Origin of the sequence: Streptomyces sp. NPDC048479 (assembly GCF_040651435.1) — a bacterium.
Taxonomy (GTDB): domain Bacteria; phylum Actinomycetota; class Actinomycetes; order Streptomycetales; family Streptomycetaceae; genus Streptomyces.
The window spans coordinates 302,019-319,472 of the sequence record NZ_JBEZKA010000007.1; the positions used below are offsets into that span (position 1 = coordinate 302,019).

A 17,454-nucleotide genomic window follows, 5' to 3' on the forward strand; every position below is an offset into this window, starting at 1 on the left:
TTGATGTCGTCGCAGAAGCAGCATCAGCTGGCCACCGGGGCGACATGCCCCAGCTGCGAGGAACCGCTGGAGACGGGTGACCTGTTCTGCGGTGCGTGCGGGTACGACCTGTCGGCCGCGCCCGCACCCCGGGACGACCATCCCACCGTCGCCATCGGCACTCCCGTCGAGTGGCCGGCGGCCACCGGGACGGACACCTCGGGTACGCCCGCGCCGGTACATCTGCCGGACGATCTGGCGGGTACGGACTCGGGCGGCGGTCAGCTGTCCGCATCGGCCGTGCGGTACGACGATCCGCCCGGCCATGAGGCGTCCGCCGACGCCAGTGCCTCATCGAGCGGCGACTTCGAGCTGGCCGCGCCCGATGCGGGCACCGCCGTGGCCGCCGACCCGCGCGCCGTCGACCCCGCCACTCCTTCCGCGCCCGGCACTCCTTCCGCGCCCGGCACCAAGCTCTGTGTGGCCTGCCGCGCCGGCCATGTCGACACCGACGGCTACTGCGAGAACTGCGGCCACGCGCAGCCCCGCGAGCGCGATCACATGGAGCAGGAGCTGGGCTCGGTCGCCGCCGTCAGCGACCGCGGGCTGCGCCACCACCGCAACGAGGACTCGTTCGCGGTCTCCTGCACGGCTCTGCCGGACGGCTCACCCGCCGTCGTCGCGATCGTCTGCGACGGGGTCTCCTCGGCGACCCGCCCCGACGAAGCCTCGGAGGCCGCCGCGAGCGTCGCCAACGAACTGCTGCTGGAGTCACTGCCGCGCGGCACGCACCCCCAGCAGGCAATGCACGAGGCGATCATCGCCGCCTCCGAGGCGGTCAACTCCCTTGCCGTGGACCCCGGTCAGGCCGAGGCCATGGAGCACGATCCGCACCGCCATCAGAACGCACCCGCGTGCACGATCGTCGGCGCGGTGGCCGCCGCCGGTCTGCTGGTCATCGGCTGGGTCGGCGACAGCCGCGCCTACTGGGTGCCCGACGACCGCAGCGGCCCGCCCGCCCGGCTCACCGAGGACGACTCCTGGGCCGCCCAGATGGTGTCGGCCGGCCTGATGAGCGAGGCGGAGGCGTACGCCGACGAGCGCGCCCACGCCATCACGGGCTGGCTGGGAGCCGATGCGTACGAACTCGAGCCGCACACCGCCTCCTTCAAGCCCGACAGGCCCGGTGTGGTCGTGGTCTGTACGGACGGCCTGTGGAACTACGCGGAAGGCGCCGAGGAGATGGCCCGGGCCATCCCGGTGGATGCCGCGGACCGGCCGCTGCACAGCGCGCAGGTACTGGTCGGTCATGCGCTCGACGGCGGCGGCCACGACAACGTAACAGTGGCCGTCCTGCCGTTCGCCGTGCCGCACCAAGGGGCAGGATCGGCCTACAACAAGGCTTGAGCCCCGATATGTCCGGCGAGCCGTCGCCCGCGGGACACCCGTGTCCTCTTCTCGCCGCCTCAGTGGAGCCTCAAGGAGCCGATCAGATGGCCAATTTCTCCAAGTCCCAGGTGCCGCAGTTCTCCGTCGAGGTGTACCAGAACGAATTTCTGCCGGAGGGCGGCCGCGAGGTCAACGCGATCGTCACGGCCGCCGCCACCGGAGGCGGCACCAGCGGCGGGGCGCCGCTGGCGGGAGCGTCGTCCTCCCCCTCGTACATACCGGGGCAGGCACCGAGCGCCGCTGTGGTGATCATGGTCGACTGTTCCGGCTCCATGGACTATCCGCCGACCAAGATGCGCAATGCGCGTGATGCCACGGCCGCCGCCATCGACACGCTGCGCGACGGTGTCGCCTTCGCGGTGGTCGCCGGTACGCATGTGGCGAGCGAGGTCTATCCCGGAGGCGGCCGGCTCGCGGTCGCCGATGCGCAGACCCGCGGCCAGGCCAAGGAGGCCCTGCGCCGGCTCAGCGCGGGCGGCGGCACCGCGATCGGCACCTGGCTGCGGCTGACCGACCGGCTGCTGGCCTCCTCCGACGTCCCGATCCGGCACGGCATCCTGCTCACCGACGGGCGCAATGAGCACGAGTCCCCGGAGGACCTGCGGTCCGCCCTGGACTCCAACGCGGGCCGCTTCACCTGCGACGCCCGCGGAGTCGGCACGGACTGGGAGGTCAAGGAGGTCACCGGCATCGCATCGGCGCTGCTCGGCACGGCCGATATCGTCGCCGACCCGGCCGGGCTGGCCGCGGACTTCACCAGCATGATGGCGAACGCGATGGGTAAGGAGGTCGCGGATGTGGCGCTGCGGCTGTGGACGCCCGTCGGCGTGGAGATCAAGTTCGTCAAGCAGGTGGCGCCGACGGTCGAGGAGCTGACCGGGCGGCGTACGGAGGCGGGGCCGCGGGCCGGGGACTATCCGACCGGTTCCTGGGGCGACGAGTCCCGTGACTACCACGTGTGCGTCCAGGTGCCGGAGGCGGGCATCGGTCAGGAGATGCTGGCGGCCCGGGTCTCGCTGATCATTCCGGCGGCGGACGGCGGCGCTCCCGAGGTGCTTTCGCAAGGGCTCGTCAAGGCGGTGTGGACGGACGACATGGTGGCGTCCACCTCGATCAATCCCCAGGTCGCGCACTACACGGGGCAGGCCGAACTGGCACAAGTCATCCAACAGGGGCTGGATGCCCGTAAGTCGGGCGACTTCGACGGCGCGACCGCCAAACTGGGCCGTGCGGTACAGCTCGCGGCCGACTCGGGGAACGAGGACACTGCGAAACTCCTTTCGAAGGTGGTGGACGTCGTCGATGCGGCGACAGGTACTGTGCGACTGAAGGCGAAGGTCGCGGAAGCCGACGAGATGACCCTCGAAACGCGCTCCACCAAGACGGTTCGTGTGAAGAAGTAGCAGCAGAAACACTGATGTGAACGGCCCTGGGGCCGAACGAGGAGAGGGGGAAGCGCCGACATGCCGACATGCCCGAACGGACACCAGTCGGGTTCCGACGACTGGTGCGAGGTCTGTGGCCACCGCATGGCCGGTCCTGGCGCTCCCGCGGGTGCCGTTCCGCCGCCGCCTCCCCCGCCGCCGGCCTACGGCTACCCGGGCCCCGGCGATCCGAACGCCACCGCCCAGGCCGAGCTCTGCCCGCAGTGCCGCACCCCGCGCGAGGCCATGGCCCCGTTCTGCGAGGAGTGCCGGTACAACTTCCTCACGCACACGGCGACGTCGTACACCCCGGTCGCTCCGTCCCAGCAGCCCCCCGGGCTGAACCTTCCGCCGGGCTTCCAGTCCCAGCCGGCGCAGGCGTCGGCACCGCTGCCGCCCCCGCCCCCGCCCCCGCACCTTCAGCAGCCGCATCAGCAGCATGATCCGTACGACTACCAGAGCTCGCGGCCCTCGCAGATGAACCGGCCGGCCGAGCCGCTGACGAACGAACCGCCGGCCCAGCAGCAGCCGTACCAGCAACAGCCGGGTCCCCCGGCCCCGCCGTCCTTCCCGCAGAATCCGTTCCCCAACCCGCAGGCGCAGCCCGGCCCGCCGGCGCCGCCCGCGTACCAGCAGCCTGCTCCGCCCGCGTACCAGCAGCCTGCTCCGCCCGCCCCGCCGCAGCCCCAGCAGACGGGCGGTGGCGACGACTGGATGCTGTCCCCGCCCTCGCAGCCCCAGGCACTACAGAGTCCGCATGCGCCGCAGCAGCCGGATTCGTTCCGGCAGCCGGGGGATCCCTTCCAGCAGCAGCCGATGCCGCAGCAGTACGCCCAGGAGCAGGGCCGACCTCAAGGCCAGCAGCAGGGCCAGCAGCCCGGCCAGCAGCAGCCGCCCCAGTACCAGACCCCCGCGGGCTGGACCGCCGTCATCGCGCCCGACCGTGAGTACTTCCTGGCGATGATGCAGCGCAGCGGCCCCGAGGCCACCGGCCTCAATCTGCCCGCGTACTCGCCCGAGCAGCACCTGCCGCTCACCGGGAACCAGATCGCCATCGGCCGCCGCCGGCACTCCACGGGCGAATCCCCCGACATCGATCTGTCCGTACCGCCGGAGGACCCGGGCGTCTCGCACCAGCACGCGGTGCTGGTCCAGCAGCCCGACGGTTCCTGGGCCGTTGTCGACCAGAACTCCACCAACGGCACCACGCTCAACGGCGCCGAGGACCCGATCCAGCCCTATGTGCCCATCCCGTTGAACGACGGCGACCAGGTCCATGTCGGCGCCTGGACGACCATCACCATCCGGCGCGGCTAGGGCGCTCCCTGGCGGCCCGCCGCGGCGGCCCAGCCGGTCGGGCGTCCGAGCGGCCAGGCGTACGGCCCTTCGGGGTCGTCCAGCCAGGCCCACTGGTGGTCCCCGCTGACCGTGACCCCGAACCGGTCTCGCTGTGGGCGCCGCTCGCGCTCCCACAGCGAGAGGGCCTCGTGCGGATCGAGGCTGCCCGCGGTCAGGGTCAGCAGGAAACGGAAGAGGTCGTTCTCGATCGCGCGCCTCGGCAGCCCGCCGATATGTCCCTCCCGCGGCAGCTCGCGACCGCGCAGCGGCACGAAGTACGCCGACGTGCGCAGAAAGTGGCCCTCCGCACTTCTGCCGCCGCTGCCGTCACGCATCCGCAGCGCGATCAGCCCGGTGGAGAGCGGAGCCAGGATCCGCGCCCCAGGGCTGCACTGCGGCAGCCAGTCGAACGGCACCGACGGCAGCGTGCAGGTCGCGATGATGCGGTCGAAGGGAGCGCGCGCCGGGCAGCCGCGCGCACCGTCGCCGGTGGCGACAGTGGGGTGGTGGCCGGCGGCTGCCAGATGCGACCGCGCCGATTCGGTGATCTCCGGGTCCAGATCGACGGTGGTCACCAGGTCGTCGCCGAGCCGGTGCGACAGCAGCGCGGCGTTGTAGCCGGTGCCCGCGCCGATCTCGAGTACGGCGTTCCCGTCCTCGACATCGAGCTCCTCGAGCATCCGGGCCATCAGCGAGGGCTGGCTGCTGGAGGAGAGCAGCTCACCGTCGCGCACCCGGGTGGCGAGCGGCCCGTCCGCGTACGCACCCCGCAGCCAGCGCTCCCGCCGCGCGGGATCCGGGTCCTCGCACCACAGGCGTTCGTACGCGCCCGCCCGGCTCCCGTAGTAGTACGGCACGAACAGATGCCGCGGCACCTCTTCGAACGCCGCCCGCCAGGCCGGGTCGGTCAGCCCGCCGCCCGCCACGATCTCCCGCACCAACAACCGCCGCGCCTCGGCGGCGGGCTCGGCGAACCGGTCCAGGTGCACAGCCATGCCTCCACTCTCCTGCGCCACCGCCCCCTGGGCGAGCACCCGATCGGGGGTGGTCCTAGGGCTGGAGTCCTCGGCCGGTGCGTCTGAGACGATGGACGGGTGCTGCACTTCCCGGGGGCTACCCCCGGACCCCCGGCCGACACCCCTCGGGGCTGACCAGAGACACATTGCGAGGCTTATTCACGTGAACGAGATTCCGCGCGGCACCGTTCAGGAGCAGACCTTCTACGAGCAGGTCGGCGGCGAGGAGACTTTCCGGCGGCTCGTCCACCGCTTCTACCAGGGCGTTGCCGAGGACCCGGTGCTGCGGCCGATGTACCCGGAGCAGGATCTGGGACCGGCCGAGGAACGGCTTGTTCTCTTCCTGATGCAGTACTGGGGCGGTCCGCGCACCTACAGCGAGCACCGCGGCCATCCCCGGCTGCGGATGCGGCACGCGCCGTTCACCGTCGACCGGGCCGCGCACGACGCCTGGCTGAAGCACATGCGCACGGCTCTCGACGAGCTCGGACTCTCGGAGGAGCACGAGCAGCAGCTGTGGCATTACCTCACCTATGCCGCGGCAACGATGGTGAACGCCGCAGACTGACACCTCTGACCGAACACCGCGCTCCGGCCCGCCAAGCGGGGAGCGGAAGATGTCCGCTCACCGCTTCCGGGCGTGGGTCAACCGAGCCTGGTGGGGGTCACGCTCAGTCCGCCTAGACCGGACGTGCGTACGGCGATCGACCCGAAGGGCGTACGCAGTCTGAGCCAGCCGCCCGCGGACAGCAGCGCGACCGGGACCCCGGGTCGCAGAAAGCCGAGCGACTGGGCGGCGTGCAGGGCACGCAGCGGCAGTCCGGTGCCGGCGACGGTGCGCGCCCAGATCTCGTGCCCGATCCGGTCGCGCTCGGCGCGGGTGCGGCGCTCGGCGGGCAACTGCTCGTCACGGGTGCGGAATTCGGCGACGGCGGCGGCGACCGCGCCGCGCATCGTATTCACTTCGGGGAGTCCGGAGATCTCTCGCCAGCCGCCACGCGGCGGCAGCACACCGGCCCATGGCGGACCGGTGACGGCGGCGGGCACGGTGAACTCCGCGCCGTCCTCAGCGCCGATGCACTCCAGCAGTTCGCCAGCGGAGACGGTGACATCCAGCTCGACGGGGTCGCCGAGCCGTGCCGTACGGATCGCGAGCACCTCGAAGGAGGGCGGACGCCCGAAAACGGCAAGCGCGCCGGCCCAGGCCTGGAGCCTGACCGCGGCGGCGCGGTCGTAGTGGATCAGCCGGGCGAGGAAGGCGGCGAGATCCTCCGCCTCCCTCGCATCGGCGAAGTGCAGACTCCGCACGGGCACGGTCATGCTGCGAGAGCACCCTCGCCGGCGCCGTCCAGGTACTTCTGGAGGAAGGACTTCTCCTCCGCGCTGATCCGGCGCGGGCGCTCGGCGCCGAGGTCGTAGGGCACGACGACGGTGGAGGCCCGCACATAGACCTGCGCCGAGGGGCCCTCGGCGTCCTTGACCTCGTACGCGATGGTCAGCGACGCCGCGCTGATCTTCGTCACCCACAGCTCGATGACCACCGGCTCGTGCCGGTGGACCAGCGGCCGCTTGTAGTCGATCTCGTGCCGGGCCACGACGGACCCACCGGAGAACGACGGGGAACCGTCCCCCGGCGCCAGCCGGAACATGAAGTCGATCCGCGCCTCTTCCAGATACCGCAGGAAGACAGCGTTGTTGACATGCCCGAAGGCATCCATGTCCGACCAGCGAAGGGGACAGCGGTAGATGTACCGGGCCATGTGCGACTCAGCCCCGGGTCAGCTTCTTGTAGGTGGCACGGTGCGGACGGGCCGCGTCCGCACCGAGGCGCTCGACCTTGTTCTTCTCGTACGACTCGAAGTTGCCCTCGAACCAGAACCACTTGGACTCGCCCTCGTACGCCAGGATGTGCGTGGCGACACGGTCGAGGAACCAGCGGTCGTGGGAGACGACCACAGCCGCACCGGGGAACTCGAGCAGAGCGTTCTCCAGCGAGGAGAGCGTCTCGACGTCGAGGTCGTTGGTCGGCTCGTCGAGGAGCAGCAGGTTGCCGCCCTGCTTCAGGGTCAGCGCCAGGTTGAGGCGGTTGCGCTCACCGCCGGAGAGGACGCCGGCCGGCTTCTGCTGGTCCGGTCCCTTGAAGCCGAACGCCGACACATAGGCGCGCGACGGCATCTCGACCTGGCCGACGTTGATGTAGTCGAGCTCGTCGGAGACGACGGCCCACAGCGTCTTCTTGGGGTCGATGTTGGCGCGGCTCTGGTCGACGTAGGAGATCTTGACGGTGTCGCCGACCTTGATCTCGCCGGAGTCGGGGGCCTCGAGGCCCTGGATCATCTTGAACAGCGTGGTCTTGCCGGCGCCGTTCGGGCCGATGACACCGACGATGCCGTTGCGCGGCAGCGTGAAGCTGAGGTCGTCGATGAGGACCTTGTCACCGAAGGCCTTGGAGAGCTTGTCGACCTCGACGACGACGGAGCCCAGACGCGGGCCCGGCGGGATCTGGATCTCCTCGAAGTCCAGCTTCCGCATCTTGTCGGCCTCGGCGGCCATCTCCTCGTAACGGGCGAGGCGGGCCTTGGACTTGGCCTGCCGCCCCTTCGCGTTGGAGCGGACCCACTCGAGCTCTTCCTTGAGCCGCTTGGCGCGCTTGGCGTCCTTCTGGCCCTCGACCTTGAGACGGGACTGCTTGCTCTCGAGGTAGGTGGAGTAGTTGCCCTCGTAGCCGATGGCGCGGCCGCGGTCGAGCTCCAGGATCCAGCCCGCGACATTGTCGAGGAAGTACCGGTCGTGGGTGACGGCGACGACGGTGCCGGCGTACTTGGCGAGGTGCTGCTCCAGCCACTGCACGGACTCGGCGTCGAGGTGGTTGGTGGGCTCGTCGAGGAGGAGCAGGTCGGGGGCCTCGAGCAGCAGCTTGCAGAGCGCGACGCGGCGCTTCTCGCCACCGGAGAGGTTGGTGACCGCCCAGTCGCCGGGCGGGCAGCCCAGCGCGTCCATGGCCTGCTCGAGCTGGGCGTCGAGGTCCCAGGCGTTGGCGTGGTCCAGGTCCTCCTGAAGCTTGCCCATCTCCTCCATCAGCGCTTCGGAGTAGTCGGTCGCCATCAGCTCGGCGACCTCGTTGAAGCGCTTGAGCTTGCCCATGATCTCGGCGGCGCCGTCCTGGACGTTCTCCAGCACCGTCTTGGACTCGTCGAGCGGGGGCTCCTGGAGGAGCATGCCGACGGTGTAGCCGGGCGACAGGAATGCGTCACCGTTGGACGGCTGCTCAAGGCCGGCCATGATCTTCAGCACGGTGGACTTACCGGCGCCGTTGGGGCCGACCACACCGATCTTCGCACCGGGCAGGAAGCTCAGCGTCACGTCATCGAGGATGACCTTGTCGCCGTGCGCCTTGCGCGTCTTGCGCATCGTGTAGATGTACTCAGCCAAGAGAAACCGTCCGGCAAGAAGTGGGTGGGCAGATACACCCCATCTTGCCTGACCGCCACCCCGGGAACGAAACCAGTAACGCCGGGGGTCCCTGACCTGGCTCTTCCGGTTTCATTCCTGCAGTTGATCTGTCACTGCCGGGCGCCGGTGGTCAGCACCGATCCGCCTCGCACGGCCCACCAGGCGGCCCGGCCCGGGCTTCGCGCAGATCCATCTCGTGGGTGCACACCTCACAGAGAGGACGCTGCTGGCCGCGATCACGTTCGCGTTCTTCGGCGCTGGGATCGTGGTGATGGTCGCGTGCTCGCGGCTCATTTTCGCGATGTCGCGCGACTCACGCTTCCCTGCCCACCGGCTGATGCGGCGGGTCAACCCGCGCACACATACGCCAATCCCGGCGACGATCCTGATCTTCGTCCTGGGAGTCATCCTGATGGTCGCGCTGCCGGGCGCCGCGCTTCTGGAGCTGATCACGGCATCGACGATCATCCCGGCGATCGTCTACGGCTCGACGATCGTCCTCTACTTGGCGGTGCGCAGCGGGTTGGATCGGAAGAAGGGCGCGTTCGACCTCGGGCGCTTCGAGCTGCCGGTCGCGATCTGCGCGCTGGTGTGGACGCTCGTCGCGCTTTTTGTGCTGGTGGCACCCCGGGAGGCGCTCGTCTCCGTCGTGATCGTGGTCGGCTTGCTCCTCGCGGGCGGGCTGTTTTTCTCTTCATGCTGAAATTCGACCGCGAGGCGCTGGAGGCTGAGCCCGGAGACGTGAGCGCCTTCAAGCAACCGAGCCGAAGGGTGTGGTGGCGCGTGCGGGCGATTCCGGCTGCGAGGCGGCGCGTCGAAGCGGCGGATCAGAAGCGCCGACGGAAACGGCCCCGGTAAGCGCGGGCATACCGGGGCCGTCATCAGCGCAGCGTCACGTTGCGCGTATACGTGCTCACTCCTCGGTGCCCGCCGCCTTCTTCTTGCGGAGGAAGAAGACCGAGCCACCGCCGATGACGACCAGCGCGATCGCGATGCCCGCGATCATCGGGGTGGCGCTCGAGCTTCCGGTCTCGGCGAGGTCACCCTCGAGGCCCGCGGAAGCGCCGCCGGCCGAGGCCGGGCTGAGCTGGGACGAGGCGGTGTCCGTCTCCGGGGCCCCGGTGCCGGTGGTCTTGCAGTCCAGTACGCCCTTGAAGTTCTTCTTGAAGCCGTCGGGCCCGGTGATGGTGAAGTCGTACGCCTGGTCCTCGGCGACCGGCAGGGTGACGGTCCTGGATGCGCCGGCCGGGATGGAGTGCTTGAAGCCCATCAGCTCGAAGGTGAACGGAGCGTCACCCTTGTTGGTGGCGGTGATGTCGACGCCACCCTTGGCGCAGTTCTTCTTCGCGGAGAGCGCCGGTATCGCGCCCGCCTTCGCCCAGGTGGCGGTGGCGTCCGCGGAGACCGTGGTCTCGCTTGAGCCGGCCAGGATCTGGGTCTGGCTCTTGGTCGCTCCGGCGAACGCCCGGCCCACCGGCACGGAGGTGGTGGTCTGGGCGGTCAGCGTCGCCGATGCGTCGGCGGCGCCGGCCGGGACGTCGAAGTACAGCTGGGCGCCGTTGACGGCGGCGGTGACGGGCTTGCCGGCCGCGTCGGTGATCTTGATGCCGCTGGCGGCTGCGTCGGCCGGCGGGTTCACGGTGACCCGGTCGGCGTCGGTGCGGACCGTGACGGGGCCGAGCCGGCCGCCCGCCAGGCCGGAAACCGCATTCGGCTCCAGGCTGAACGAGGCCTTGGGCTCCGCGACGTCCGTGGCCGCCTTCTCGAGCCAGTCCGCGAGCTTCTCCGCCGCCGGGTCCAGCGCCTCGACGTCCGCGTCGTCCGAGTAGCGCCAGATGGCGACCTGGGTGCCGGCCGCCGCAGTCCTCTCGGAGAGCGGCCCGGTGCCCGCGTCCTTGGCCAGCGCCGCCAGGTCGTCGATCTGCGGGTAGGAGTGCTGCAGGATCCAGCGGATCCTGCCCGCGTTCTTGTTGCCGCCGAGCGACGTCTGGTTCCAGGGGGTCTCCAGGTACTTGGCCTGGTCCTGGGTCGGGTTGCGGATGTCGATGCAGTACGTCTTCAGCCGCCCGCCGCCGTCGACGGTCATCTCGAACACCCCGGCGGGGATCTCGTGATTCTTGCCGTTCGTGTGGAGCACGGCCCGGTCGTAAGTCTTCAGCCCGTCAAGAGTGGCGACCGCGCCCCCCTGGTGCTGAACGCCGTCGTCGTCGGCGGCGGCCGCACCCGCGCCGGCCATGGAGCCCGTCGCGATGAGGCCCGACATCAATGCCGCGACAGTAAGACGACGAGCGGCGCCCCGCCTGCGTACAGATGACGCAGAGAACACAGCAAACACAGAATTCCCCTCCGGACGAGGCCTTTTTCGCGTGTGGCGCGTGGGGGGAGTGCCTCGTCTGCAGACTCAAGTGCCCCGTGAGTACGCGGAAATCCTAGAGACGCCGCGCACCCCAGTCCCCCGTCATACCGTCAGACAACCATTCCGACTCGGAATCGTTATCGCCGCCCGCCACCCGGCCGCCCATCACTGCCGTTTCACCGTTTCTGACTCGACAAATCTCCACAACTCCAGGTCAGGACACGGGTGTCGGCGTCTGCACCCCCTGTGGACGTTCCGTCAGATTCGGTTCCGCCTTTACCACTCGCCGGAATGCAGACGTCCCCCGCGTCAGGTCGTGTCCCACCGCCACCGCCTCGATGTCCACGAACGTCCTCCGCTTCCCGTCCCGCTCTTCCTCCCGCACCTTCAACCGTCCATGGACGAGAAGAGGTTCACCGACAGACACGGATCCGGCGAGATTCGCGGCGAGCGTCCGCCAGGCGAAGACCGTGTAGAAGCTGGTGTGTCCGTCCGTCCAGCTCCCGCTCTGCCGCTCCCACCGTCTCGGCGTCACCGCAATGCGGAATCGCGCCACCCCTCCCGACGCCGATTCCCGGTACTCCACATTCGTGGCGACATTGCCCACCACCGTCACCATGGTGTCGTTCACCGCGGCCACCTCCCCGTCCGGTTGTTGCACTGACCGGTCTTCTCTCCGACCGATCTCCATGCTGGACCGGACAGGAAGATCCCGCCGACGCCTGTGGACTAGCGCAGCAGTGTGGACAACTTCGTCACCCCCGGCCCGGAGACGGTCGCGTACCGCTCCCGTACCTCCTCGTACCGCATGAGCTCCGTCACGACCGGATCGAGCACCTTCGCCCGCCCGCACCCAGCGGCCGCCTCCTGCAGCCGTCGCTCCGCCTCCTGCCCGTACCGGCGCGCCGGTCCCCGGGCCGCCGCCGCGCACGCCCACTCCACCAGCGGCCCGCCCACGATCCCCGCGAGCATCACCAGCGCCGGCGGCACCAGGCCCGGCTCCAGTACGCCAACGATCTGGCCCACCAGCCACAGCCCTCCGTAGACCTGGAGCAGGGTCATCGCCGCCTGCGCCAGCACCCCCACCGGCCACCACGCGGCACGCGGCGGCCGACCGCTCATCGACCGTGCCTCGCGCACCGCAAGTTCGTCCAGCGCCTCGGGCAGCCCCTCGGCCCCGCGAAGCGCAGCCTCACGCACCGCCTGCCCCCACGGCCCCGGCAGCCCCTGTGCCGCCTCGTCCGCGACCGTACGCACCGCCTGCTCGACCCGCTGCCGTGCCGTGAGTTCGTCCTCCACCGGGGCCGCGGCCTCCAGCAAGCCACTCCCCCGCATACGGGTGCGCTCGTACCAGCGCCACAGCCGCAGCCACGGCGTCCCGCACGCCCGGCTCGCGTTCCTGCGCCACTCGCGCTCCGCGGTCTCGCCCGCCGCCTGCGCGCCGACCGCCTCCGCCAGCCGTGCGGCGAAGTCCTGGCGCGAGCGCTCGCCGAGGCCGGTGCGCCCGTCGGCGATGTACACCGTACGGAGCTTCGCGGCGGCCGCGTCCACATCCGCGGACAGCCGGCGAGCGGCGGCGTTCTTCTCCTGCACGAACTTCCCGATCAGCTCGCGCAGTTCACCGACACCGGTGCCGGTGAGAGCCGAGAGCGCGAGCACCGTCGCGCCGGGCTCACCGTGTTCGCCGAGCGCGATGCCGTCCTCGTCGAGGAGCCGGCGCAGATCGTCGAGTACCTGGTCGGCGGCCTCGCCCGGCAACCGGTCCACCTGGTTGAGCACCACGAAGGTGATCTCCGCGTGCCCGGCGAGCGGCCGCAGATACCGCTCGTGCAGCGCGGCGTCCGCGTACTTCTCCGGGTCGACGACCCAGATCACCGCGTCCACCAGTGCCAGTACCCGGTCCACCTGCTCCCGGTGTCTGACCATGGCCGAGTCGTGGTCGGGCAGATCGACGAGGACGAGCCCGTACAGCTCCTCGTCGCCGCCGGCGAGCGGTCTGCGCCGCAGCCGCGGCGGGATGGCGAGCCGGTCGAGGAGACCGGCCGAGCCCTCCGACCAGGTGCAGGCGATGGGCGCGGATGTGGTGGGCCGACGCAGCCCCGTCTCCGAGATCGGCACCTCGGCGAGCGCGTTGAACAGCGTCGATTTCCCGCTCCCCGTAGCGCCCGCGATGGCGACGACGGTGTGCCGCGAGGAGAGTCGCTGCCGGGCGGCCGCCTCGTCCAGGACCCGTCCCGCCTCCGCGAGGGTCCTGCCGTCCAGCCGGGTCCGCGACAGGCCGATCAGTTCGCGCAGCGCATCCAGCCGGACCCGCAGCGGCCCGACATAGGCACCGCCGATCGGCACATGCGTCTCGGCCAGGAGGTCCTCGTCCGGTTCGCTCTCGGGCTCCTCGTCCCGGCCGCCGGCCCGCCGGGCGATCAGCCCGTCGTCCCAGCGGTCGGCGGCCTCGTTCTCGTCGTCAGTGATGGCGGTCACCGCGGTCACCTCTCCTTCTGCAGTACGGACAGCGCGGCGATCAGCTCGGCCTGCGGTTCAGGCGTCAAATCGAGTGCGTCGAGGGGTGCGAGGCGGCGGTCTCGTTCGCTGTGCAGTACGTCGTCGATGTACGTCGTCACCAGCTCGCCGCCCTTGTCGCGCAGCCGCAGGGCGCCCTGGGCCCCGATCCGCTCGGCGAGCCGCTCCCCCGCGCTGCGGGCCCGGCGCCCGCCGAGCAGCGTGGCCGCGAGGAGCGCGGCCACCGTCTCGGGGTCGGACGCGGCGGTCCGCTCCAGCCGGCGTACCTCTTCCTCGGCCAGCTCCTCCAGGACCCGCCGCCAGCGGCGTACGGCGATGCCGATCCGCTCTCCCGACTCCAGGTCCCGGCGCCCCTGGACGGTGAGCGCTCCCGCGGCCGGCTCGCGCCGCCAGGCCTCCTGGACATGCTCTTCGGCGGCGGCGACGGCGCACTGGAGCAGCGCCGAGAGACTGGCGACCAGGGAGTCCAGCAGTTCGCCCGCGGAACTGTCGCGCGGAAAGCTGCGCCAGCGGGTCCGCGCGTCCCCGGCGAGCACGGCACCGGCCCGGAGCCGCTGGCGCACCCGTTCGCCCTCCTTCTCGTACGCCTCCTCGACCGCTCCGGTGAGCCGTACGGCCGCCGTGTACTGGGCGGCCACCGCGCCCGCGAGCGCGGGCATCCGCGCATTGAGCGAGTCGATCACGCCCGCCGCGGTACGCCCCACGGCCTGCTGTCTGGCCGCGGGGTCCTGCGCCCGTTGGGCGAGCCAGCTGAAAAGCGGGCTGACGGCGGTGGTGGGCAGCAGTCCGTTGCCGCCGCCCGCCGACTCGGGCAGCTCCGGAATGGTGAACCGCGGCACCTCGCCGAGGCCGGCCTTCGTCAGCAGCGCCGCGTACTGCCGCGACACGTCCGTGATGACCTGGTGCGGCACCCGGTCGAGCACCGTCACCAGCGTGGCGTCGTACTCCTTCGCGGTACGCAGCAAATGCCACGGCACGGCGTCGGCGTACCGCGAGGCGGTAGTGACCATCACCCAGACATCGGCGGCGCAGATCAACTCGGCGGCCAGCAGCCGGTTCTCCACGACGAGCGAGTCGATGTCGGGGGCGTCGAGCAGCGCGAGCCCGCGGGGCAGCGTCGCGGCGGTCTCGATCCGCAGCGAGTTCTCCTCCTGGGCCTCGCGCACGCCGTCGTCGGGTCCTTCGGTCTCGTCCTGCGGCGGCAGCCATACGCGGGTGAGCTGGGGCAGCACGCGCATCCCGGCGAACCAGTGGTGATCGTCGGGGTGGCATACGAGCACGGGCGTACGCGTGGTGGGCCGCAGCACGCCCGCCTCGCTGACCCGCCGCCCCACAAGGGAGTTGACGAGGGTCGACTTCCCGGCCCCGGTGGACCCACCGACGACCGCGAGGAGCGGCGCTTCGGGCTCCTTGAGCCGGGGCACGAGATAGTCGTCGAGCTGTGCGAGCAGCTCGGTGCGCGTCTGCCGGGCACGCGGAGCGCCGGGAAGAGGGAGGGGGAGACGCACGGCGGCGACACGGTCGCGGAGGGCGGAGAGTGCGTCGATCAGCTGAGGCCGTACATCCAAGGTCACCACATGCGAAGAATGCCCAACTTTGGCTGCTTTTTGAAGCGTATGGGGCTCTCTGCGCGCCGATCGGACAGACGGGACAGACGGGATGAGTGGGGCGCAGCCATAACGAGTGCACAACACCCGTGATGTGAGACGTCAAAAGCGGTGCGGGAATCGCACCTGCCTGCGATTATCGGTTCGCTTCACCGAACCTCCACATCGTGCCACGCAGGTGAAGCAACCGGGCCAAGGCGATCGGAGCCCTATCCTTGTGTCCGGCAAGGTCACGGAACCACCCGACCCGGGGCTCCAGGCCACCGAGGCCACCATTCGGCCCCCGTAGCTCAGTGGATAGAGCAGGCGCCTTCTAAGCGCTTGGCCGCAGGTTCGAGTCCTGCCGGGGGCACACAGCCCGCACAACCGACAGACCCTCCACCCCGGAGGGTCTTTTTGCTGGTCAAAGGCACCATAGCGGGCTGAGGGTAGCGGACACGTAAGCGCCGGACCGCCCTCTGATGATCACGAGGATGGTCCGGCACTGTCCGGCTGTCACCGGGTTTCCGCGGGTGGTCCTGTCGAATACGTGTCGAAGTTTTCGCGGGGTGGTTCAGCGATCTTCCGTCAGGTCGGGGAGGTCTCCCCCGGCCTCGATCCGCTTCTGGTGGTCCCTGAGCTGACCGGAAATGCACCGGGCATACGTGGCGAGCAGGACAGGGACACTGTTGCCCGCCCATTCGGCGACCTGCGCCGGCGGGATGCCGGAGTTGAGCCACGTCGTCAGGCAGGTGTGCCGCAGGTCGTACACGCGCTTGCCGAGCGGGGACGCGAACTCTTCCAGCGTGAGGGCTTCCTGCCGAGCGCTTCGCCAGGCGCGGCGGAAGACCGAGCCAGAGAGAATGTCCCCGTTCTCCCCCGGGAAGAGCAGATCTCCAGGCTTCAGCCCCTCCGCCGCGATGTGGTCACGCAGGATGCGGGTAAGCGCCGGCCGACATGGCACGACGCGGGTGTCGTCCTTGGCCCTGCCCTTCAGTCCACGCTCCTCGTGGACCTCGCCGGAGTCAGTCCACTGCTTCCCCACCTCAGGCTGTGCGGTGTGGAACAGCAGCTCGCCCCACTGGTCCTCCTCGTCCTCCGCTGGCAGCCGCGCGTCCACGACCCGCATAGCCACGGCCTCCTCTGGCCGCGGGCCCACGTAATACAGCGTGGCGAAGAAGGCGTGCAGCCGCCGCCCACCGCGAGGACGGCGCCAGATCCAGCCCAGGAGAGCTGCAGCGTGGACCGGATTGATGAGCGACCGTTTGTCCACCGCCGACGACGTCTTGGGCGTAGTGCCTCTTCCCTTCGGAAGAGGATTCGAGCGCAGGGTGCCGTGCTTCACCGCGTACTCCATGGCGACGTTCAGGATCCGGCGGTTGCGCTTGACGGACGAGGCCGCCGCGGTCGAGCCGTCCAGCCTGGTCGCGAGGACGTGCAGCACATCGTCGACCTTCCGCGGGTCCTCCCAGGCCGCCATGGACTCGGTATTGCGCTCCACCCACCGCAAGATCGTGGACACCTCGGGCGGGGCCTCATCGCGCCGGTTGCTGTTGAAGGCGTACTCGCGCAACGCGGTCCGTACATCGATAGGGGCGAAGCGGCTGGGCAACGGCGTACGGAGGAAGGCCAACGTCGTCGTCATGAGCGCCTTGGCGACGTTCTTGCGGCTGTTACCCGATGTGCGGCGCCATTGAGCGTCTGTGAACTGCAGCGCGAAGGTGTACCAGTTGACCGCACTCGCCCCGGACTGATGCGAGACCGGTCGCCCTGTGGCCAGGCTGAAAGCTTCACCGCGGCGCGTGGCGGACACGAGCTCAGAGCGGAAGGAGTCAGCCAGGGCGGACGTTCCAAAGGTCTCACGGTGGGGCTTGCCGGCGACTACCCAGCGCACGGTGTGCGTGGTCTTACGCTTGCCCTTGTAAGTCAGGATCTTGTGGATTCTGACGTCGAACGTCGAGTTCATCAGACCCCGTCCTCCCGATCGTCGAGCCAGTGATCCAGCGCAGACCGGCGAACCCTCAGATCACCGTTCGGGAGCTTGATGCAGCGCGGGGCACGCTTCTTGGCGCGCCAGTCGTAGAAGGTCGACCGGGAGATCCTCAGCTCCTTGCACACCTCAGCGAGCGTGAGCATGCCGTTCGATCGGACTACGGTTGTCATCACGGCCCCTCTGAGGCGCCCCGAAGTTCTCGGACAGCGGTCCCCATAGGATCGAAGTCCAGAACGGCGGAGAGAGCACGTGGCACAGAAGCGTAGGAAGTTCAGTCCTGAGTTTCGGGACGAGGCGGTCAAGATGGTGGTCGTGGAGTCCCGCCCGATCGCCGAGGTCGCCC

Annotated in this window: 15 protein-coding genes and 1 tRNA gene; 6 read left to right on the forward strand and 10 right to left on the reverse strand. The window is 70.0% G+C overall.

Going from position 1 to position 17,454, the window contains the following annotated elements; all coding sequences use genetic code 11:
- The first annotated feature begins 3 nt into the window (after positions 1–3).
- From AB0D12_RS14400 to AB0D12_RS14410, 3 genes are all read left to right on the forward strand, one after another.
- The gene (locus AB0D12_RS14400) at positions 4–1,386 is read left to right on the forward strand and encodes a PP2C family serine/threonine-protein phosphatase (RefSeq protein WP_362681221.1); all 1,383 of its coding nucleotides are present in this window, start codon (positions 4–6) and stop codon (positions 1,384–1,386) included.
- 86 nt (positions 1,387–1,472) lie between these two features.
- Positions 1,473–2,831: a VWA domain-containing protein gene (locus AB0D12_RS14405; RefSeq protein ID WP_362681224.1), complete on the forward strand. Its 1,359-nt coding sequence runs from the start codon at positions 1,473–1,475 to the stop codon at positions 2,829–2,831.
- 60 nt (positions 2,832–2,891) lie between these two features.
- Complete coding sequence (locus AB0D12_RS14410; RefSeq protein ID WP_362681227.1) at positions 2,892–4,169, forward strand: FHA domain-containing protein; 1,278 nt, start codon at positions 2,892–2,894, stop codon at positions 4,167–4,169.
- On the opposite strand, the gene AB0D12_RS14415 is transcribed toward AB0D12_RS14410, so the two are convergent.
- Positions 4,166–5,185, reverse strand: a complete 1,020-nt coding sequence (locus AB0D12_RS14415) for a methyltransferase domain-containing protein (protein ID WP_362681230.1) — start codon at positions 5,183–5,185, stop codon at positions 4,166–4,168. The genes AB0D12_RS14410 and AB0D12_RS14415 overlap by 4 nt on opposite strands.
- 184 nt (positions 5,186–5,369) lie before the next feature.
- Here AB0D12_RS14415 and AB0D12_RS14420 point away from each other — a divergent pair, with 184 nt between their 5' ends.
- A complete protein-coding gene (locus tag AB0D12_RS14420; protein ID WP_327323664.1) occupies positions 5,370–5,774 on the forward strand; it encodes a globin in 405 nt (134 codons plus the stop codon).
- Between the two features lie 77 nt (positions 5,775–5,851).
- Here the strand turns inward: AB0D12_RS14420 and AB0D12_RS14425 are convergent, their stop codons facing one another.
- The 3 genes from AB0D12_RS14425 to ettA are packed head-to-tail and all read right to left on the reverse strand — an operon-like array spanning position 5,852 to position 8,638.
- Entirely contained in the window at positions 5,852–6,526 is a 675-nt protein-coding gene (locus AB0D12_RS14425) for a hypothetical protein (RefSeq protein ID WP_362681233.1), read from the reverse strand.
- A complete protein-coding gene (locus AB0D12_RS14430) occupies positions 6,523–6,966 on the reverse strand; it encodes a thioesterase family protein (RefSeq protein WP_362681236.1) in 444 nt (147 codons plus the stop codon). Before AB0D12_RS14430 ends, AB0D12_RS14425 begins: the two co-directional genes overlap by 4 nt.
- 7 nt (positions 6,967–6,973) lie before the next feature.
- The gene (gene ettA / locus AB0D12_RS14435; protein ID WP_362681239.1) at positions 6,974–8,638 is read right to left on the reverse strand and encodes an energy-dependent translational throttle protein EttA; all 1,665 of its coding nucleotides are present in this window, start codon (positions 8,636–8,638) and stop codon (positions 6,974–6,976) included.
- A 217-nt stretch (positions 8,639–8,855) separates the two neighbouring features.
- On the opposite strand from ettA, the gene AB0D12_RS14440 reads away from it, so the two are divergent.
- Positions 8,856–9,362: an amino acid permease gene (locus tag AB0D12_RS14440; protein WP_362681242.1), complete on the forward strand. Its 507-nt coding sequence runs from the start codon at positions 8,856–8,858 to the stop codon at positions 9,360–9,362.
- A gap of 210 nt (positions 9,363–9,572) precedes the next feature.
- Here the strand turns inward: AB0D12_RS14440 and AB0D12_RS14445 are convergent, their stop codons facing one another.
- The 4 genes from AB0D12_RS14445 to AB0D12_RS14460 form a co-directional block, all read right to left on the reverse strand.
- Positions 9,573–10,922, reverse strand: coding sequence for an LAETG motif-containing sortase-dependent surface protein (locus AB0D12_RS14445; protein WP_362681245.1), 1,350 nt, complete (start codon positions 10,920–10,922; stop codon positions 9,573–9,575).
- A gap of 307 nt (positions 10,923–11,229) precedes the next feature.
- Positions 11,230–11,646 (reverse strand): single-stranded DNA-binding protein, encoded by a 417-nt coding sequence (locus AB0D12_RS14450; RefSeq protein WP_362681248.1) that lies wholly within the window; start codon positions 11,644–11,646, stop codon positions 11,230–11,232.
- Between the two features lie 98 nt (positions 11,647–11,744).
- A complete protein-coding gene (locus AB0D12_RS14455; protein ID WP_362681251.1) occupies positions 11,745–13,493 on the reverse strand; it encodes a GTP-binding protein in 1,749 nt (582 codons plus the stop codon).
- Positions 13,494–13,498: 5 nt separating this feature from the next.
- Positions 13,499–15,100: a dynamin family protein gene (locus tag AB0D12_RS14460; RefSeq protein WP_362681316.1), complete on the reverse strand. Its 1,602-nt coding sequence runs from the start codon at positions 15,098–15,100 to the stop codon at positions 13,499–13,501.
- A gap of 318 nt (positions 15,101–15,418) precedes the next feature.
- Here AB0D12_RS14460 and AB0D12_RS14465 point away from each other — a divergent pair.
- Positions 15,419–15,491, forward strand: a tRNA-Arg gene (locus AB0D12_RS14465).
- Positions 15,492–15,692: 201 nt separating this feature from the next.
- On the opposite strand, the gene AB0D12_RS14470 is transcribed toward AB0D12_RS14465, so the two are convergent.
- The gene (locus AB0D12_RS14470) at positions 15,693–17,084 is read right to left on the reverse strand and encodes a site-specific integrase (RefSeq protein ID WP_362681254.1); all 1,392 of its coding nucleotides are present in this window, start codon (positions 17,082–17,084) and stop codon (positions 15,693–15,695) included.
- Positions 17,084–17,281 (reverse strand): helix-turn-helix domain-containing protein, encoded by a 198-nt coding sequence (locus AB0D12_RS14475; RefSeq protein ID WP_362681257.1) that lies wholly within the window; start codon positions 17,279–17,281, stop codon positions 17,084–17,086. The genes AB0D12_RS14470 and AB0D12_RS14475 overlap by 1 nt, the downstream gene beginning before the upstream one ends.
- Between the last annotated feature and the right edge of the window lie 173 nt (positions 17,282–17,454).